General features: G+C 48.6%; 15 protein-coding genes and 3 pseudogenes. 9 read left to right on the top strand and 9 right to left on the bottom strand.

Going from position 1 to position 18,801, the window contains the following annotated elements; all coding sequences use genetic code 11:
- Positions 1-52 precede the first annotated feature (52 nt).
- From ACO0K1_RS08265 to ACO0K1_RS08285, 5 genes and pseudogenes are all read right to left on the bottom strand, one after another.
- A pseudogene (locus ACO0K1_RS08265) lies at positions 53-610 on the bottom strand (IS6 family transposase).
- Between the two features lie 29 nt (positions 611-639).
- A complete protein-coding gene (gene arsH / locus ACO0K1_RS08270; protein ID WP_423024626.1) occupies positions 640-1,377 on the bottom strand; it encodes an arsenical resistance protein ArsH in 738 nt (245 codons plus the stop codon).
- A complete protein-coding gene (gene arsC / locus ACO0K1_RS08275; protein WP_423024628.1) occupies positions 1,343-1,777 on the bottom strand; it encodes an arsenate reductase (glutaredoxin) in 435 nt (144 codons plus the stop codon). The genes arsH and arsC overlap by 35 nt, the downstream gene beginning before the upstream one ends.
- Before the next feature lie 12 nt (positions 1,778-1,789).
- Positions 1,790-2,512, bottom strand: a complete 723-nt coding sequence (locus ACO0K1_RS08280; RefSeq protein ID WP_423024580.1) for an aquaporin — start codon at positions 2,510-2,512, stop codon at positions 1,790-1,792.
- Positions 2,513-2,696: 184 nt separating this feature from the next.
- A complete protein-coding gene (locus ACO0K1_RS08285; protein ID WP_423024582.1) occupies positions 2,697-3,038 on the bottom strand; it encodes an ArsR/SmtB family transcription factor in 342 nt (113 codons plus the stop codon).
- A 206-nt stretch (positions 3,039-3,244) separates the two neighbouring features.
- Between ACO0K1_RS08285 and ACO0K1_RS08290 the strand changes: the two genes are divergently transcribed.
- Complete coding sequence (locus ACO0K1_RS08290; protein WP_423024584.1) at positions 3,245-4,969, top strand: molecular chaperone HscC; 1,725 nt, start codon at positions 3,245-3,247, stop codon at positions 4,967-4,969.
- Positions 4,970-4,986: 17 nt separating this feature from the next.
- A complete protein-coding gene (locus ACO0K1_RS08295) occupies positions 4,987-6,021 on the top strand; it encodes a hypothetical protein (protein WP_423024586.1) in 1,035 nt (344 codons plus the stop codon).
- Between the two features lie 12 nt (positions 6,022-6,033).
- Here the strand turns inward: ACO0K1_RS08295 and ACO0K1_RS08300 are convergent, their stop codons facing one another.
- Positions 6,034-6,831, bottom strand: a complete 798-nt coding sequence (locus tag ACO0K1_RS08300; RefSeq protein WP_423024588.1) for an acyl-CoA thioesterase — start codon at positions 6,829-6,831, stop codon at positions 6,034-6,036.
- Between the two features lie 196 nt (positions 6,832-7,027).
- On the opposite strand from ACO0K1_RS08300, the gene ACO0K1_RS08305 reads away from it, so the two are divergent.
- The 7 genes and pseudogenes from ACO0K1_RS08305 to ACO0K1_RS08335 all read left to right on the top strand — a co-directional run bounded on the left by ACO0K1_RS08305 (position 7,028) and on the right by ACO0K1_RS08335 (position 15,209).
- Positions 7,028-7,966, top strand: a complete 939-nt coding sequence (locus ACO0K1_RS08305) for a LysR family transcriptional regulator (protein ID WP_423024590.1) — start codon at positions 7,028-7,030, stop codon at positions 7,964-7,966.
- 203 nt (positions 7,967-8,169) lie between these two features.
- A pseudogene (locus ACO0K1_RS08310) lies at positions 8,170-9,480 on the top strand (3-hydroxyacyl-CoA dehydrogenase NAD-binding domain-containing protein); the annotation flags it as partial.
- Positions 9,481-9,550: 70 nt separating this feature from the next.
- A complete protein-coding gene (locus ACO0K1_RS08315; protein WP_423024592.1) occupies positions 9,551-10,732 on the top strand; it encodes an acetyl-CoA C-acyltransferase in 1,182 nt (393 codons plus the stop codon).
- A gap of 11 nt (positions 10,733-10,743) precedes the next feature.
- Positions 10,744-11,880, top strand: a pseudogene (locus tag ACO0K1_RS08320) (acyl-CoA dehydrogenase family protein); the annotation flags it as partial.
- A gap of 81 nt (positions 11,881-11,961) precedes the next feature.
- Positions 11,962-13,107: an acyl-CoA dehydrogenase family protein gene (locus tag ACO0K1_RS08325; protein ID WP_423024594.1), complete on the top strand. Its 1,146-nt coding sequence runs from the start codon at positions 11,962-11,964 to the stop codon at positions 13,105-13,107.
- On the top strand, positions 13,100-13,921 hold the full coding sequence (locus ACO0K1_RS08330; RefSeq protein ID WP_423024596.1) for an oxepin-CoA hydrolase, alternative type: 822 nt from the start codon (positions 13,100-13,102) through the stop codon (positions 13,919-13,921). The genes ACO0K1_RS08325 and ACO0K1_RS08330 overlap by 8 nt, the downstream gene beginning before the upstream one ends.
- A 79-nt stretch (positions 13,922-14,000) precedes the next feature.
- Positions 14,001-15,209 carry a CaiB/BaiF CoA transferase family protein gene (locus ACO0K1_RS08335; protein ID WP_423024598.1) on the top strand — a complete coding sequence of 403 codons (1,209 nt, stop codon included), beginning with the start codon at positions 14,001-14,003 and terminating at the stop codon, positions 15,207-15,209.
- Between the two features lie 614 nt (positions 15,210-15,823).
- On the opposite strand, the gene ACO0K1_RS08340 is transcribed toward ACO0K1_RS08335, so the two are convergent.
- From ACO0K1_RS08340 to ACO0K1_RS08350, 3 genes are all read right to left on the bottom strand, one after another.
- On the bottom strand, positions 15,824-16,807 hold the full coding sequence (locus ACO0K1_RS08340) for a tetratricopeptide repeat protein (protein WP_423024600.1): 984 nt from the start codon (positions 16,805-16,807) through the stop codon (positions 15,824-15,826).
- Between the two features lie 321 nt (positions 16,808-17,128).
- Positions 17,129-17,830 carry a DsbA family protein gene (locus ACO0K1_RS08345; protein ID WP_423024602.1) on the bottom strand — a complete coding sequence of 234 codons (702 nt, stop codon included), beginning with the start codon at positions 17,828-17,830 and terminating at the stop codon, positions 17,129-17,131.
- 49 nt (positions 17,831-17,879) lie between these two features.
- A complete protein-coding gene (locus tag ACO0K1_RS08350) occupies positions 17,880-18,776 on the bottom strand; it encodes an MBL fold metallo-hydrolase (protein ID WP_423024604.1) in 897 nt (298 codons plus the stop codon).
- Between the last annotated feature and the right edge of the window lie 25 nt (positions 18,777-18,801).

Consider the following 18,801-nt stretch of genomic DNA (forward strand, 5'->3'; position numbering starts at 1 on the left):
TTGTGTCGCAATAAGGTAGAACAAGCACGTAAAGTGACAGTGCCTCGCGAAATTAAAATGCCAGGCTGTAAAATTGTTTAGCTTTGGATAAAATTCGGGTTTTGGGGTCTAACTTAAACTTTCCCTTGTGAATCATATGCATGGTTTCAATACCCGCAATGATAGTCTGTGCAAAATGGAAATTCTTCAATCCCATCATGGGACGGGTTAACCGCTTGATGGCTCGGTGGTCTTGCTCGACCATGTTATTCAGATATTTGCTCTGGCGCATCTGAAGGTCAGCGCCGGTGTCAGCGATGATACTGAGGACGGTCGCGGTATTGGCTCCACTTTTGTCAATCAATGATCGACGGGCGCGATACAACTATTTCCATTACCCCTTTACCTTGATATCCGTCTCATCCATGCACCAACTCCGACCGACGGAACGCTGACGTGAACGAAATATCTTAGCCAGCACAGGCAATATCTTCACTGCCCGACGATGTACTGTGGCGTGGTCAACGACAACGCCGCGTTCTCCCATCATTTTTTCGATATGACGAAAACTCAACGGGTACGCGACGTACCAGCGTACACAAAGCAGCGATACGATACCCGAGTAAGTCAGTTTTACTCTTGCGACTTAGCAAATGCATTTCAAAGTTTGTTCTGATTTACGCGCTTTGATAGTTCTTCTGCACTTTCCTTGCGTTCGCTGTATCGATCGACCAGATATGGAGAAATGTCGCGGGTAAGCAAAGTAAATTTCATGAGTTCTTCCATGACGTCGACCACGCGATCATAATAGGCAGACGGCTTCATTCGTCCTGCGTCATCAAATTCCAAAAACGCTTTCGGTACCGATGATTGGTTGGGTATGGTAATCATGCGCATCCAACGTCCTAAAATGCGCAGTTGGTTGACGGCATTAAACGATTGCGAGCCACCAGAAACCTCCATGACAGCCAGCGTTTTCCCCTGAGTCGGGCGCACGGCGCCAACTTGGAGCGGTATCCAATCAATTTGGGCTTTCATAATTCCAGTCATTGCACCATGACGCTCTGGCGTACACCACACCATGCCTTCTGCCCACAGTGTCAGTTCACGCAATTCTTTCACTTTTGGATGATCTTCTGGCGCGCCATCTGGCAATGGTAAGTCCTGTGGATTAAAAATTTTCACCTCGCCCCCCATCGCTGTCAGCAACCGTGCTGCTTCTAAGGTCAGTAGCTTGCTATAGGAACGCTCACGTAAAGAGCCATATAGCAATAAAAAGCGAGGTGCATGCGTGGACGCTTTTTTGGTGGCTAATTTTTCAATGTCTGGCACCTGAAACAAATCAGCATGAAGATTCGGTAGATCAATGTGATGCTGTGACACGTTTGCCCTCGCTATCAATCACTTTTTCGCCATCTTCTTTCTTGAACTCTCCAAGCTGGGGCAACGGCAAAATCTCCAATACTACCTCGGAAGGCCGGCATAATCTGACGCCAAGCGACGTTACGACGATAGGGCGGTTCATCAAAATGGGATGCGCCATTATGTGATCCAATAATGCATCATCCGTCCATTTCGGATCCTCTAACCCCAACTCTTCGTAAGGAGTCCCTTTTTTGCGCAAGATGTCGCGCACCGATACGCCCATGCTCGCCACTAACGAAGCGAGTTCTCGTTTGCCTGGCGGATTAGTCAAGTACTCGATAATAGTGGGTTCTACGCCAGTGTTACGAATGAGAGCAAGTGTATTTCTGGATGTGCCGCATTGAGGATTGTGATAGATCGTGATGGTCATTATTGATTCCTTTATTTATTTGATCGTGTCGGTGCCATCAGTAGCATCGGTGGCATCGGTGGCATCGACTGCACTGGTGGCGAGAGCAGCAGGATATAACCAGGTAAACAACCAAATTGCCACGAATTCGCCGCAAAGTTGAGCAATAATAAATCCCGTTACATCCATAGGGCGGATACCAGCAAATGTATTACTCGCTGCGCGTGCCATTGTTACTGCAGGGTTAGCAAATGAAGTAGATGAAGTGAACCAATACGCGGCAGTGATATAGGAGGCAACTGCAAAGGGCGTGACTGATGGTCTGTTTCTGGACGTGCTGATAATGACTGCAATCAAGCCAAAGGTAGCGACGAATTCACTCCACCATTGAGCCCATCCGGTTCTGACATGAACTGATGCGAAAAAAAGAGGTTCACCAAACATGCAATGTGCAATCGCAACACCAGCAAAAGCGCCCGCAATTTGTACGATGATATAAGGAAAAACTTCTGCCAGCGGCAGATTTTTTTGCCATGCCTCAGACAGCGTGACGACAGGATTGAAATGGGCACCTGATATCGGTCCAAACATCAAAATCAAGGCAATCAAACCTGCGCCGGTCGCGATCGAATTTGCCAGCAAGGCAAGAGCAACATTCCCACCTGACAAGCCTTCCCCCATGATGCCCGACCCAATCACCACGGCGAGCAATAAAGCGGACCCTAAACCTTCGGCCACCAATCGTTTGGTCAATGTCATGCTGGCACCATCGAAGTTTGATTCGTCAAATCAAACCAGCGAACTGCTGGGGCAGTTTGCCAAACGCAAGCATGCTTTGCGTTTGCACTGCAAGGCGTGTTAACACAAGGAGAAGTTATCATTATCAAACGGTTTCTCAATCAAAGATGGCGAAATAATGGCGACATGCTGGCGAAATCATGGATCAGCAAGAAGCAGAGCGACAAACCGCTGCCGTCGATGTCGATGTCGATAAACAAGGGTTACCCCCGCAACAGTTGTCAGTGAGAAAACTCAGCAGTCCATTCATGGTGTCAAAATTGGCCGTGTAGATCATAAAACGACCGTCCTGTTTCACCGCGACCATCTCCGCATAACTTAATTCTTTCAAATGAAATGACAATGACGAAGCAGGAATACCGAGTTGCTCACTGATTTTGCTCGCAATCAGTCCCTCTGGCCCTGCCTGCACCAATAGCCTGAATATCGCTAATCGCGACTCTTGTGCGATGGCCGATAAGGCGGAAATTGCTTCTTTGGTTTCCATAAATACTCACGTTGAAAATTATATTTCTATAATAATCGAAATATCGAATTAAATAAACCATTTGTGTTTATCTCGCTCCTTTTTCGTTCACCACGGCAAGGGGCACGCCTTGACGAGTATTTATTTAAATTCTCATGCAGTCTATCGATAAGAAATTTTTGATACTATCTGAATAAAGATGTTAAAAATACTATTAAAGGATGCGCATGATTATTGGTATCGATTTGGGGACAACAAATAGTTTAGTAGCTGTCTGGGAGGAGAATGGCCCACGACTTATTCCGAATAGCATAGGCGACGTTTTGACGCCTTCTTGCGTCAGTATCGATGCGGACGGTACCGTACTTGTCGGCAAAGCAGCACGCGAACGCCTGCAAACGCACCCTGACCGCTCTGCCGCCTTATTTAAACGCTACATGGGCAGCGACCGCATCGTCCGTATCGGAAAAAAAGAATTTCGTGCAGAAGAACTGTCCGCCTTGATTCTGCGAGCTTTAAAAGAAGATGCCGAAGCCTATCTGGGTTCCCCGGTCACCGAGGCGGTCATTACTGTCCCCGCTTATTTTTCCGAAGCGCAACGTAAAGCAACCAAAGCCGCCGGAAAATTAGCCGGCCTGCATGTTGAACGCCTCCTGAATGAACCTACTGCCGCAGCTTTAGCGTATGGCATTCATCAACGTGATAGTGAAAGCAAATTTTTGGTATTTGATCTTGGCGGCGGCACCTTCGACGTATCGGTACTCGATTTATTCGACGGTGTGATGGAAGTCCGTGCCACTACGGGAGATAATTTTCTTGGTGGTGAGGATTTTGTCGGCGTTATTAATGATCTCTTCTTTGCGGCGAATCAGAGCGCCCTCAAATTCAAAAAAGAAGCTCACTTCATGCAGCGCCTGTTTGCCGCCTCGGAACTAGCCAAGCGCCAACTGAGCAAAGAAGCCAATGTCAGTATGGACCTGCATTATGATGGTCAACAATATCAACTTGCACTGACAGAAGCAGACTATGAAAAAGCCTGCGCGTCGCTGCTGGTACGTTTGCGCGATCCGGTTGAGCGTGCGTTACGTGACTCCAATATCCATCCTTCCGAGCTCGATAGTATCGTGCTCGCCGGAGGCGCGACCCGCATGCCAATTGTTAAGCGCATGGTATCAAGGATGTTTGGCCGCTTCCCTTCTGTCGACATCAATCCAGACGAAGTCGTCGCATTAGGTGCGGCAGTTCAGGCTGGCCTAAAAATGAAAAACGTCGCCCTCAATGAAATCGTGATGACCGATGTGGCGCCCTATTCTCTCGGCATAGAAATTTCAAAGCAGCTCTCTGATGACAGTGTGTCACATGGTCATTTTGATCCTATCATTGAGCGCAATAGCGTCATTCCTGTCAGCCGGGTTAAAAATTATTGTCCGATTTCAGAAAAGCAAACGCATCTGATGCTGAATGTCTACCAAGGCGAATCAAGGATGGTACGCGACAATATTAAGCTGGGCAGTTTGAAAGTTTCTTTGCATGGCGGAGCGCCGGAAAATAATACGGTGGACGTGCGTTTTACCTATGACGTCAATGGTCTTCTACAAGTGGAAGCGAAAACCGCACAACGCAGCGAACCATATACCTTAGTGATCGAAGGCAACCCAGGTATATTATCCGATGCCGACATCACACAACGATTAGCGGCACTTGCCGATCTTAAGATACATCCGCGTGATCGTCTTGAATCGCGCACCTTATTAGCCAAATCCGAACGTATTTATCAACAATTACTTGGCGATGAACGCGAGTGGTTCAGTAAACAAATTTTCCACTTTGAACAGGCATTAGAATCGCAAGATAATAAAGTGATAGCGCCTGCAAAAAAAAATATCGAAGCGGCGATCGACCATATAGAACAACATAATCGTCTTCAACCAAGCCCTGACCCTAGCTGGTAAGGTATTGATTTATTTTCATGAATAATATTCCACCGTTTTTACAACGCCTTGATCTTGACGTCGATGCCGACGAACGGGCGATAAAGCGTGCCTATGCACGCGAACTCAAACTGATTGATCAGACGACTGAAGCTGCGCGTTTTCAAGAATTAAGAGAAAACTATGAAACGGCTTTAAGCTGGAAACGACATTCGCTGTATGAAGCCAACGCCGACGCCGCATCAACATCAACATCAACATCAAACTCCGCTGACGCAACGCCGTCTGCAGTAACGGCGCAGCCTTCAGCAATCGAAGCTGATCTTTCAACCGTATTTCCACAGCCAGTTGCCAGCAATGATGCCAATGATGCCGAGCGCGTAGAACCTGAGGCTTCTAGCACCAATGAGAACCTGCGTTTAGCTGACGCGCTGTTCTTTGAATTTCAAGAACGATTTCAACTGACAATCGCCACCAATAAAACACCCGGCGAAGCTACGATCAAAGCGGTGCTCGATCAAAGTATTCATGCTGCTGACATGGATAATTTTATTGTCCGGGAAATTTTTGAAGCGAGAATCGTCGACCTGTTACTTAGCGGATGGCGGCCAGGGCACGAGGTGTTATTAGTCGTTGCTGGCACATCTTTTCAATGGCTGGTTGATCGTTCCCGTTTGCAGCGTTTAGGTAGAATCGGCTACATTCTGGATCAAGCCTATACCGAACGTGAAATATTTTTCCAACAGTCAGATGCAACCCGTGACTTGTGTCGCAAAGCCATTACCCGTTTCCGTAATCCTCAACGGCCAAAAATTTCTGAATTACTAGAATTGTTACCGGTAATTGAAAAAATTCTGGAAGTCTATCCGTATCTGATGCCCGTCATCATCGATAGCCATCAACTTCAAGTTTGGCAGAGGTGGGACAGCGAAATTCCTTCATGGCGACGTATTAATCCACAATCCTGGCTAATAAAAGTCAATAATAAGTTGCCAAAAATTAGCTGGCTGACGCCATGGCGCGTGGCCTGGTTGCTGTTTATCGTTATCAAAGTTTATTTTTTTAGTCGCTAATACCGAATTATTCTAAGCAAACACCGTCGTCACCTGTCGGCTGATCGCCACCAGATTTTTTTCATCGTCCCAGATGTGAGCAACGGCGTGGGCGTAGCCTGAATGTGCGTAATCTGTGGTGACTTGATATTGCCACCAATCTTTACTACTTTTATTAAAAGAGTGCGATAAAAATTCAATGTTCCAGCTCAGGGTACTGGCGTTACCTGGACCTTTCAACATTGGCAATACGGAAGGTGGCCATGCATCAATGAGGCCGAGTAAATGGGTGATAGACATGCTTGAAAAATCATCGTTCCAACGCATCCATCCGCCAAAATCGGGCTGCGCAGTGCCGCTAAAAGGCATCGCACCTTGCGCCCAGCGTAAATCGACTTGCTGAATAAACTCAGGCATCACACCTGGAATATAAGCAAACTTGATCGCCTCATCAGGCGCTTGGTATTCTGGTGCGGTAGAGGTTGCCGGAATATCAATCGCTGATACTCTGGCGCTGCCAAAATTGGCCAGCAACAGGGCTAACACTTCACCATTCTGCATTAATTTAGCTGATGCCTGTGTGACCGATTTACCACTCCGAAAAATTTCAGTGCTGAGTTCCACCTCACCCGGTGCGACAGCACCGATGAACGAAATCGTTGCCGAACGCAACACTCTGTCATGCATTAAATCACCGAGTACTGCCGTCAGGCGACTTAACATCAAACTGCTCAATAGACCACCAAACGTCGCGCGCCCCTGACCCCATCCTGCGGGAATCTGAACGGTCGATTGTGTCTGAACTTGCTTTAGTAGTTGATCAATTGCCATCGTTTCAACCTTCCCTGTTTCTCTTCGTTATTGTTCGTCGGCGTTCATTATGGCTTTCAGCCATCGATGAATGGTAAACCAAGATACGCAAATGCGCTTGTTGCAACATCACCCGTAATGGTCAGCGTGGACGATTGTTGAACGTCATAAAACCCATTACTATCAAGATCTCTGTTTAATTGTATTCAACAAAACGATGAATTTGAATTTGATTAGCATGTTTTTAGAAATGGTCGATGCACGCAGTCTGAGCGCGGCGGCGCGGCGGCTGGGGATGACGCGTTCGAACATTAGCCACCAACTAAAGCTTCTGGAACGTGAAGCCGGTGCTCAGTTGCTCCGTCGCTCAACACGTAGCCTTGAATTAACCCAGGAGGGACAGATTTTGTACGAATACGGGCAGAGGATGATGGCAGATTTGAGTGCCACTCGCGCCTCTATCGATAACCTTGGACAGTCTTTGCGAGGCCACGTCAGAATCAGCGTCCCGACCGGTTTTGGGCGGATGTATGCGGGCGCCATGTTGCTCGAGTTTGCCAAACAACATCCCGGTATCACGCTGAATGTCATTTTCAATAATAGGATTCAGGATCTGATTGCGGCGGAGGTGGATGTCGCCCTGAAAATTACCACGACGCCACCGATGGATTGTGTCGCCAAGTACCTTTGCCCGATTAACTGGCAATTATTTGCCTCCGCTGATTATGTGGCGAGACATAACGCCATTGCGCAACCCGCCGATCTGGAACAACACGCATTGGTTGCATCGCCCTACCCCGGGCACCGCGTAACCTTGAAACTCGCTCATCGCGAATATGAAAACGATATCCGCACTGTCGAACTTGCCACCGCCCTGCAATCCGATGATTTTCCGTTATTGACGGACGCCGTCTCGCAAGGTTTGGGGGTAGGCTTATTACCCGGTTACGTCCAATATATGCCAGGTTACGCTGGCATTGTGCCGCTGTTACCGGACTATCGGATTGCTGATCTGGGCGGCAACCTGTATCTCCTCACCCTGCCCAATCGTTATCCTTCGCCATCGACGCGTGCCGTCATTCATTTTCTGAGCGAAAAAATCGTCGCCCTGAGCCAGACTTGGGGTGAAACAAGCAATGTTGTAGCACAGAGTTAATGTCAAATTTAATTTGACATACTGTCAAGGCATAAACAGATTGTCAGCGCTTTCTATTCCCATGACAATCTAGAAAGTTCAACAGCTGATCGACGTCATCAGCCATGACATTGCGACGCCGCATCATGCATAAAAAGTAAAAATTCAAAATTCAAAATTCAAAATTCAAAATTCAGGAGATCAGCGTGGATGAAAAAAACAGCAAGGAAGCAGCACTAAACCATGTTGCCTATGCCGAACAAGCCGTTTTTCAAGCCCCGGAAACCAAAACCGCGCAAGCACGACCAATAGCGTCCGTTGGTGTCATTGGTGGTGGCACTATGGGCGCGGGGATCGCCGTTGCATTGTTGCAAAACGGCCTGCCAGTCACCCTCATAGAACGCGATAACAATGCACTTGCAAGAGCGCTGCAATACATAGAAAAAACCTTCGATAGTCTGATTGCCAAAGGGCGTCTTACTCTAGCTCAAAAAGGCGACATCATGGCGCAGTATCAAGGCAGCCTCAGCTACCAGTCGCTCGCCGATGTTGATTTGGTGATTGAAGCGGTGTTTGAAGATGTGGAAGTAAAGAAAGCCGTTTTCAGCGAGCTTGATCATGTCTGCAAACCTGGCGCAGTATTGGCGACCAACACTTCCTACCTCGATGTCAATGTGATTGCGGCCAGTATTTCAAGACCAGCCGATGTGATTGGCTTACATTTCTTTTCGCCAGCCAACATCATGAAGTTATTAGAGATCGTCGTACCAGATAAAGCTGCAGCAGATGTCGTTGCTACCGCCTTTGCACTCGCAAAGACATTGAAAAAAATCCCTGTCAGAGCGGGTGTGTGCGATGGTTTTATTGGCAATCGTATTCTGGCAGTGTATCGGCAGGCGGCAGATTACATGATGGAAGATGGCGCCACGCCTTACCAGATCGATCAAGCCTTAGTGAATTTTGGTTTTGCAATGGGGCCATTTCAAGTTTCAGATCTGGCCGGTGGCGATATCGGCTGGGCGACCCGCAAGCGCAGAGCAGCAACGCGCGATCCAAAGGCGCGCTACGTGCAAATCGCTGACCGCATTTGTGAACGCGGCTGGTTCGGACAAAAAACGGGGCGTGGTTATTATCGATATTCTGAAGGCAGCCGTACTGGTCAGCAGGATCCAGAAATAGCTGACATCATCAAGGCCGAACAAATTCGCGTCGGCATTACGCCTCGCCAGTTTTCCGATGAGGAAATTGTGCGGCGTTATATGGCGGCCATGATCAACGAAGGTGCTAACGTCGTTCATCAGCAGATTGCATTACGTCCGCTCGATGTTGACGTCACGTTCATTAATGGCTACGGCTTCCCGCGTTTGCGTGGTGGTCCTATGTACTATGCCGACAGTGTTGGATTAGAAAAAATACTGGCAGACATACAGGAATTTGCAAAAGAAGATCCGCTATTTTGGAAGCCATCACCGCTACTGATCGACCTGGTGCAACGCGGAGCGAATTTCAATTCGCTCAACCAGGTAAGCCAATAGTTCTATAAAAATAAAAAATAAAAAATGAGTAAGTCTAAATAAATAGTTCAAAATTCAGGAGACCACTATCATGCGCGAAGCCGTCATTGTTTCAACCGCCCGTACGCCACTCACGAAGGCACATCGAGGTGAATTCAATATTACGTCCGGCCCGGCACTCGCCGCGTTTGCCGTCGGTGCAGCGGTACAGCGCGCAGGGATTGATCCTGCGTTGATCGAAGATGCGATTATTGGTTGTGGCTACCCAGAAGGGACAACCGGTCGTAACATCGCACGTCAGACGATCATCCGCGCTGGACTACCGATCAGCATTGCAGGCACAACGGTCAATCGCTTTTGTGCGTCTGGCTTGCAAGCCATTGCCATGGCCGCAGGGCGGATCGTGGTTGACGGTGCGCCCGCGATGATCGCCGGTGGTGTCGAAAGTATTTCTCAAATACGTACCCGTGAAGACGGCGCTTCCAGCCTTGATCCATGGATCCTGGAAAATAAACCAGATTTGTATTTATCCATGATAGAAACCGCTGATATTGTCGCCGCACGCTACGGCATCAGCCGCGAAGCGCAAGATATTTTTTCTGAACAAAGTCAGCGCAAAACCGCCGCAGCCCAAGCGGCTGGGCGCTACCGCGACGAGATCGTCGCCTGCAGTACCGTTATGGCAGTCACCGACAAGGCCACTGGCACCGTATCGCAACGCGCTGTGACGGTGGATGCAGATACCTGCAATCGTATCGACACGAATTTAGCGGGGCTGGCCAAACTGGCGCCGGTGCGGGGTGCCGAGCACTTCATCACGGCGGGCAATTCATCGCAGTTATCAGATGGCGCATCCGCCTGCGTGTTAATGGAAGCCAAAGAAGCGAGTCGCGCCAACTTGACACCATTAGGCGCGTTTCGTGGCATGGTCGTCGCCGGATGTGAGCCAGATGAAATGGGCATCGGGCCTGTTTTTGCGGTGCCAAAATTACTCGCTCGTCATGGCTTAACAATGGACGACATTGGCTTGTGGGAACTGAATGAAGCATTTGCTTCCCAGGGCATTTATTGTCAGCAGCGGCTGGGGATTCCAGATGAACGTCTGAATGTGAATGGCGGCGCGATCTCCATTGGTCATCCATTTGGCATGACGGGTGCACGTCTGGCAGGTCATGTACTGATCGAAGGTCGTCGGCGTGGTATCAAATATGCGGTCGTTACGATGTGTATTGCAGGTGGCATGGGTGCAGCCGGTTTATTTGAAATTTATTGAGGCAAAACCAAATGGATTTAAATTTTACCGCGGCGGAAGAAAATTTCCGCCAGGAAGTACGGACGTTTTTGCATGAGAATCTACCAGCATATCTCGCTGACAAAGTCAGGCTAGGTGAACACTTAAGCAAAACGGATATGGAACAATGGCACGCGATTTTGCATGCGCGTGGCTGGTTGGCAAATCATTGGCCTAAAGAATACGGTGGCCCCGATTGGACGGCCTTTGAAAAATTTATCTTCGAACATGAATGCTGTCTTGCTCATGCGCCCCGCGTGGTACCGTTTGGCGTCAATATGTTGGGGCCAGTGCTGATCAAATATGGAAATCAAGCGCAGAAGGATTATTGGTTGCCACGGATTTTAGATGGCTCTGATTGGTGGTGTCAGGGCTATTCAGAACCGGGGGCTGGTTCCGATCTGGCAGCGGTGAAAACGAGCGCTGTGCGTGCGACCGATAGTCAGGGTGATCACTATATCGTCAACGGCCAAAAAACCTGGACCACCCTCGGTCATCACGCCAACATGATCTTTTGTCTGGTGCGCACCAACCCTGAAGCGCGCAAACAAGAGGGTATTAGCTTTTTGTTGATTGACATGCAGACACCCGGCGTTGAAGTCCGCCCGATTATTACTTTAGATGGGGCGCATGAAGTCAACGAAGTGTTTTTTACTGATGTCAGAGTGCCTATCAGCAATCTGGTCGGCGAAGAAAACAAGGGCTGGACCTGTGCCAAATATTTGCTCACCTACGAGCGCACCAATATTGCAGGGATTGGCTTTTCTGTCGCCGCCTTAAAGCGCTTAAAACACGTCGCCGCGACGCACCTGCGTCAGGGGCGGCCATTGGCCGACGATCCCGCTTTTGCGGCACGTATCGCACGCGTAGAAATTGATCTGGAAAACATGAAAACCACCAATATGCGCGTCATTGCGAGCGTAGCAGGTGGTGGCGTGCCGGGAGCAGAAAGCTCGATGCTGAAAATTCGTGGCACAGAAATTCGCCAAGAAATCTATTCTTTAACGCGACGGGCAATGGGGCCTTATGCGCGTGTTGCGCTGCCAGATCACAATGCGCATGATAGCGCCAACTTACCTGTTGAACTAATCAAGTCAAATGGTAGTGCCGCTTCTTATTTTAATAGTCGCAAACTGTCGATTTTTGGCGGCTCCAATGAAATTCAAAAAAATATCATCAGCAAGATGCTATTGGGATTGTGAGAACGGATCATGAACTTTGACCATACCGACGAAAGACGCATGCTCTCTGATAGCGTGAACCGTTTTATCAGTGAACAATATACGTTTGATGTACGTAATACGCACCAGCGGGATAAGCAAGGAATGAATCCCGCTATATGGCAGCAGTTGGCCGACATCGGTGTGCTTGCCGGGCTATTCAGAGAAGAAGACGGCGGGCTGGGCGGTGCAGGATTCGATTTGGCCGTTGTATTTGAAGCGCTGGGGCGCGGCCTCGTCGTAGAGCCAGTATTAAGCAGTGCCGTACTGGCGGGTGAGGCGATTGCTGTTGCAGGAAATGAAAAGCAAAGGGCTTTGCTTGACGATATTATCAGCGGTGCGGTGATTGCCGCATTTGCGCATGAAGAATCGCAATCAAACGATGCTTTGCCCCATGTTACAAGCATGGCTACACCCCATGCGGACGGCTGGCTATTGCACGGTGCAAAAGCGCTCGTCTTGCATGGTGAACAAGCTGGTTGGTTCGTCGTCTCGGCTCGAACGAGTGGCGAGATCGATCAGGAAGAAGGGATTTCTTTATTTTTATTTCCTGCCAATACGCCTGGATTATCGGTTCAAGGTTATCCGCTGATTGACGGTGGCCGCGCCGCCGAATTACGTTTGGATAATGTAAAACTCAGTCAAGACGCGTTGCTGGGCAAAGTGGATGCCGCGTATCCGCTAATTGAGAAAGTGACTGCACGCGGCATCCTTGCGCTCTGCGCAGAAGCACTAGGCGCGATGGAAGTAGCGAAAGCAGCAACACTCGATTATCTGCAAACCCGCAAGCAGTTTGGTGTTGCGATCGGACAATTTCAAGCGTTGCAGCACAGAATGGCGGATTTGTTGCTAGAAATTGAACAAGCACGTTCCGCCGTCATCAATGCCGCCGCTGCGCTCGACAGCGACCGTCTCACACGCGAATGTGCGATTTCTGCGGCAAAGTTTAGCATCGGTCGCATTGGTGCACTGGTTGCCGAAGAAAGCATACAACTGCACGGCGGCATCGGCATGACTTGGGAATTGCCGCTGTCGCATTATGCGAAACGTCTGGTAATGATCGATCATCAACTAGGTGATGAGGACTACCATTTGCAACGCTACATCTCATTAATAAAGCAGGTACAAGATGAATGATCATGCAAATAATGCGAACGATGCGCTTTTAAGCGAGCGCCACGGGTCAGTCTTAGTCCTGACCAACAATAATCCTGCTGCACGCAATGCGCTGAGCCTGGGTTTTTATCAAGCCCTACCATCAACATTGGCAGCGGCACAAGCCGACCCATCGATCGGTGCGATTGTCTTGACTGGCGCAGGTGAATTTTTTTGTTCTGGCGGCGATTTAAATCAATTAATCATACGACGTCAATTGCCGTTAGCACAAAGGCTGGAAACCCTGGAAGGGCTGCATACCCTGATCCGTTCGATCCGGTATTGTGAAAAACCAATCATCGCTGCCGTCGAAGGCGGTGCTGCCGGCGCGGGCATGTCTTTGGCCTTCGCTTGCGATATGCTGGTTGCTGCGCGAGACGCAATATTTTCCTTAGCGTATATAAAAGTAGGCTTAAGCCCGGATGGTGGCATCACGCAGTTTTTATCAGAAATTTTGTCGCGCCAGGTATTGACGGAATTTAGTTTGACCGGCGATCGTGTGCCCTGCGAACGCTTGTATGCGCTCGGAGCAATTAACCTTGTCACCGAACGTGGCGCCGCTTTGGCGGAAGCGATTGCCTTGGCTGAACGCGTAGCACAAGGACCACAACGTGCAACGGCACGCATTAAGAATTTATGTCAACAAGCATATACAAATCATTTTGAAGACCAACTCATGTTGGAGGCAAAATTAATGGCTGAATCACAAGGTGATGTCGAATCGGCCGAGGGAATAGCAGCATTTCTCGAAAAACGCCGCGCTGATTTTGTGAGCTTGCGTGGCAAGTCTGAATAACGATCAAGATAAAAACTAAAAAAATCTAAGCATCGATGCAAACACGATGCAAATACGCTGCAAAAGTAATGGAGACAATATGTCAGAAAAAAATTCCTCGCTGCCGTTAGCGGGCATAAGGATACTGGATTTTTCAAGAGTACTGGCAGGTCCTTGGTGCGGTATGGTATTGGGCGATCTGGGGGCTGAAGTCATCAAGGTCGAACATCCTGAACGCGGTGACGACACTCGCGATTGGGGTCTACGCATCGGCGACACAGAAACACCTTACTTCAATAGTGTGAACCGCAACAAGCGTTCTGTTTGTCTGGATTTACAAACTGCCGAAGGTCAAAAGCTCGCTCGCGAACTAGCCTTAAAAAGTGACGTCGTGATTCAAAATTTTAAGTTCGGTGGTATCGAAAAAATGGGGCTCGGCTACCAACAACTGAGTGCTGAGCATCCTGGATTAATTTATTGCTCAATCACTGGTTACGATCGAACCGGACCGGAAGCTAGTCGCCCTGGCTACGATTTAGTCATCCAAGGTGAAGCTGGGTTGATGGCCTTGAACGGTGAAGCCACGCAGCCGCCATTGAAATTTGGCACAGCCGTGGTCGATATGATGACCGGCATGTACGCTGCGCAAGCAATCCTCGCAGCTTTGTATGAGCGCCGTGAAACGGGTAAAGGTCGCGACATCGGTATGGCCTTGTTCGATTGTGGTCTGATGATCACTGCCTACTATGGCTTGGAAGCCTTACTGCAAGAAAAAGATCCGCCACGTTTTGGCAATGCCCATCCTTCTATCGTGCCGTATGGTGTATTTGATGCTGCAGATGGTCCGGTGGTCATTGCAGTCGGCAACAATGCGCAATTCGCGCGGTTTTGTAACGAAGTAATTGAGCGCCCTGATATTCCGACAGATGAGCGTTTCCAGACCAATTTAAAGCGCGCTGCGAATCGTGATGTACTTTTCCCGCTCATCAGACAAGAACTGGTCAGCCGTCCGCGTCAGTTATTACTAGATCGCCTGAGTAAAGCCGGTATTCCTTGCGGAATGGTCGCTGGTTTGTATGAAAGCCTGACCTCGCAACGTGTCAGCGATGCGGGTCTGGTCACGACGCAAGCGCATCCTGTTGCAGGCAGCGTCAAAGTGCTCGCGCCTCCCTACTTATTTGACGGCAAGCGGCTACCAGTGCGGCATGCGCCACCTGTGTTAGGCGAAGCAACGGACGATATTCTGCAATCCCTATTAGGCTTACCGGCAGACGAAATCGCCAGTTTAAAACAGAGTGGCGTGATTTAATCGTTGATGTGTATGGTAAGGAGCGCAACCCACCAAAACAAGGCAGAGATAATAACAGCGCGGGCTGCACCAACCCTACAACACTTTTTCTTTGCCTGATGATGATTGCCATTCGGGTAGAAACTGTTATCCAAGGCTATACAGATATCCTCATTATTGCGTGGTTTTTGGGGTGTTTTTGTGTCGGTTTTGTGTCGGTTTTGCGCAGGTTTTGCGCAGGTTTTGATATGTAAAACGATTGCTCTTCGTAGAGCCAAACCGGGGAGCCCGGCGGCCACTTACCGTTCTTGCTTCGCCAAGAAAGGTAAGCAAAAGAGAGGCGACGTTGAGACTTTGCCCTGCGGGTGCCGTCACTGCGTGTCGGCATAATTTGTGCGTCACGTAAAGCGGGAAAGTGTCGAAACTCGCTGCGCTCAGACAACCACATTTTCTAGTCCGTTTTCCGTGAAGCACAAATTGCTTTGTCTACAGCGGTGAAAGTCAAATTCAACACTGCTTAGGGCTTTGGTGATTTCGGGTAGGGCGGCTGCTACCCGCTGGTATCTTCCTCCACTCTACTTCTACTCTATTTCTACTCTATTTCTACTCTACTTCACGCTAACACTAGTACGGCGTTAAGTTCTCAATGACTTCAATTGATCTTGAATCTCAGTTTTTGTCTGGCTGTTTAATTGCTGTCTCGCAGTCAAGGCCTTTTCGTAGGCATTAATGGCCTTGGCTTTGTCTTGCAGCTGTTGCCAGCATTGGCCTAAACGGTAATAGGTTCGTGCGTTTTCTTCAATTTCTAACGCAGCATCAAGACTTGCAATGGCATCTTTTTGCTTTCCTTGTATTAGCAAGGACTTACCCAAGCCGAAGTAACCATCCGGTGATTCTGGATAACGCTTGATCAGGTCTCTGAAAATCCGATCACTATCTGCAAATTTCTTCTGCGCAATATACGCATGCCCAAGGTTCGTCAATATCGCCCGCTGTTGGTCGATCAAACGATCAGCGTCGGACACCTTTGCTGCTGAAGCCAAATTTTCAGCCTCAGCGAATTTATCTTCACTCAGATTAGCCGTTGCTTGCAACAGTGAAGCTGCTACAGGATTGATTTTCGACGTCTCTACGATCAACGCTTGTGCCTTTCCTTTATCGCCGCCAACAAAACCAGGTGCTTGCAGATAAAAAGTAAGTAAGTGTGAACGCGCAGCATAATTTTTCGGATCGAGTTCTACGGCTTTTTGGAAAGAATCACGAATCTTACCCACATAGCCCATTGCGGACATAATGCCGCCACGCATTGCCTTCGTGCCTAAGACACTACCCATGACATCGTAACATTCAGAATTATCAGGGTGCTGTGCAATACAAGTCTCGGCATACTTTGCGGCATCATCGAGCCGCTTTTCATTGCCGTCGATCAGAATAAGTTCCGCTTTGGTTATTAAGGCGGGTGCATAGTGCGGGTCGGCAAGCAACTTCGTATTAACGGCAGATTCTACCTCTGCATATTTTTTTGCTTTCATTCCTGCCGTGTATTCATGTGCGCTGGCAGGATTTAAGACGATCGCACCGCACACAAAGATACTTCCAGATAGAGCAAAAATTTTCATAGATCTCTCAGCTAATTGTTGGTGTGTAGATATTCATTAAAAGCAAGGGCAAGTCATTATCAGCAAAAATTTACCGACGAGAATGACGTTTAAAAACTTACCAGATGCCGCTTCCTCATTGTTGAAACCTTTGAATAATTTTCAAAAAATAGGGAAGCGATGGATATGACAGTCAAATGTAAATCCAGTTCAATTTGATTGATGGAAATGACATTCACTCATTGAATTGCATTGCTGCAACCGTGGAGAGTTTCGCTCTTGGAGGGGCGGAACTGTTGCGCCCGCCCCTCCAAAACGACATCAAATGGCGTTGAAGCGTCTTTAGATTGAACAGCTATCAATGAAACAAGCAGGATCACTACTAAATGATTTTGTTGTTGGTGTACTGACCGCGATATTGCGTAAGTAGTCGGTCCATTCTACGGTATGCCCCAACCATTTACCGAGCTCGATTCGCTGCATAGCCCCATCGGAATGCTCCAGTACTAGCGTCGGAAAACCCTGACCACCGACGCGTGCCAGTAATTCTCTACTGTGAGAAAAATGGCCCTGCGTTTGAACACCATCTAATCGTGAGTATGCCTCCATAAATTCGGCGGTATCTAACCCTATGTTTTCTGCGATACTTTGCAGCACTGGGATATCGGCAATACGTTGGCCATGAACATAATGCGCAATTTGAAGCTGTTCAAGCATATCGAGTCCACGACCTGCTAATTCCTCTGCGACGAGAATTGCCGTGCTCGGTGGCGCAGAATCGAGGACGGCACTGCTATCGCACAGCAAACCGTCGATATACTCTTTACCAAAAACCTGACCAGTCAATTGTGCAATCCGTTCATCGTTGAAGATGACGTATTTACGTAATTGCGGTGTTACCGGACGGCGATTCATATCAGTCATCATCCCCCCGGCATGAAACACAATTTGAAGACCTGGAATATTGCGTGCCGCCGAAATAAGCGGTGCAGCACCGTAACACCAACCGCATACTGGATCGAAAATATAGTGAAGCTGAGTCATTCTTTTTCCTTTATTTGTTTTTTCGGCGGACTTATTTATGCAAACCTGATTACTGGGGCCACTTCATCTCGCCTTTGATGACCTTGGCACTGATATCTAACGAAGCAGGCAAACCCGCTTGGGGATAACGCGCTTTCATGGCGTCGACCAATGCAGTTGAGTCTTTCGCTTTAGTCGCTTCATCGTCAAACGCTTTGACGTAGTCACTGGTGTAGGTCACGGCACTTAAGCCATTGGGTGCAGCACCCAGGAAATGACCGGGAACAACCGTCGTTGGTTTTAACGCAGCGATATTTCTCAGCGTTGCTTGCCATTCCTGGCGCGACGCTACTGTTTGCGTATCAGCCATCCAGACGTGAATGCCATTCGCAACAACGACGCCTCCAGCCACCGTTTTCAAGGAAGGAATCCACAGATAACTACGGTCTGGGCTTGGGCCCTTGAGGCCTTTAATCGCAATGGTTTTACCTTCCAGATTCAGATGATCCGCTTTCAATACTTGTGGCAGCACTAATTTTTGTGGCGCATTGTCTTTAAGAATCGGACTCCAATACGCTTTTTTACCTTCCATATTGGATTTGATCGCCGCAACGGTTTGCGGTGTTGCTACGATCTTGGCGTTTGGGAATGCCGCCTGAATCACATCCAGACCAAAGTAATAGTCAGGATCGCTGTGGCTGACATACACCGTGCTAAGTTTTTTACCGCTTTGTTTAATCTGCTGCACCAGTTGTTCGGCATCATTACGCTGAAATTGCGCATCGATCAGAATCGCATCATGCTTACCGCTAACGATGACGGATGAGACCGGGAATATCGATTTTTCACCTGGGTTATAAACCTCCAACTGCAACGCTTGTGCAGCATGCGTTGTGATCGCTACGAGGCTTAAGCAAATGGCGGACAGGGCAGTAGTAAGCTTACGAGTGAGCTTAAGAACGGTCATACGAATTCCTCTTTGGCAGTGAGTG

Source organism: Undibacterium sp. SXout20W, assembly GCF_049340285.1.
GTDB lineage: Bacteria > Pseudomonadota > Gammaproteobacteria > Burkholderiales > Burkholderiaceae_D > Undibacterium.

Coding starts and splice junctions, on each gene's coding strand:
- ACO0K1_RS08280 (WP_423024580.1), bottom strand. CDS start 2,512: ATGACATTGACCAAACGATTGGTGGCCGAAGGTTTAGGGTCCGCTTTA.
- ACO0K1_RS08285 (WP_423024582.1), bottom strand. CDS start 3,038: ATGGAAACCAAAGAAGCAATTTCCGCCTTATCGGCCATCGCACAAGAG.
- ACO0K1_RS08290 (WP_423024584.1), top strand. CDS start 3,245: ATGATTATTGGTATCGATTTGGGGACAACAAATAGTTTAGTAGCTGTC.
- ACO0K1_RS08295 (WP_423024586.1), top strand. CDS start 4,987: ATGAATAATATTCCACCGTTTTTACAACGCCTTGATCTTGACGTCGAT.
- ACO0K1_RS08300 (WP_423024588.1), bottom strand. CDS start 6,831: ATGGCAATTGATCAACTACTAAAGCAAGTTCAGACACAATCGACCGTT.
- ACO0K1_RS08305 (WP_423024590.1), top strand. CDS start 7,028: ATGAATTTGAATTTGATTAGCATGTTTTTAGAAATGGTCGATGCACGC.
- ACO0K1_RS08315 (WP_423024592.1), top strand. CDS start 9,551: ATGCGCGAAGCCGTCATTGTTTCAACCGCCCGTACGCCACTCACGAAG.
- ACO0K1_RS08325 (WP_423024594.1), top strand. CDS start 11,962: ATGAACTTTGACCATACCGACGAAAGACGCATGCTCTCTGATAGCGTG.
- ACO0K1_RS08330 (WP_423024596.1), top strand. CDS start 13,100: ATGAATGATCATGCAAATAATGCGAACGATGCGCTTTTAAGCGAGCGC.
- ACO0K1_RS08335 (WP_423024598.1), top strand. CDS start 14,001: ATGTCAGAAAAAAATTCCTCGCTGCCGTTAGCGGGCATAAGGATACTG.
- ACO0K1_RS08340 (WP_423024600.1), bottom strand. CDS start 16,807: ATGAAAATTTTTGCTCTATCTGGAAGTATCTTTGTGTGCGGTGCGATC.
- ACO0K1_RS08345 (WP_423024602.1), bottom strand. CDS start 17,830: ATGACTCAGCTTCACTATATTTTCGATCCAGTATGCGGTTGGTGTTAC.
- ACO0K1_RS08350 (WP_423024604.1), bottom strand. CDS start 18,776: ATGACCGTTCTTAAGCTCACTCGTAAGCTTACTACTGCCCTGTCCGCC.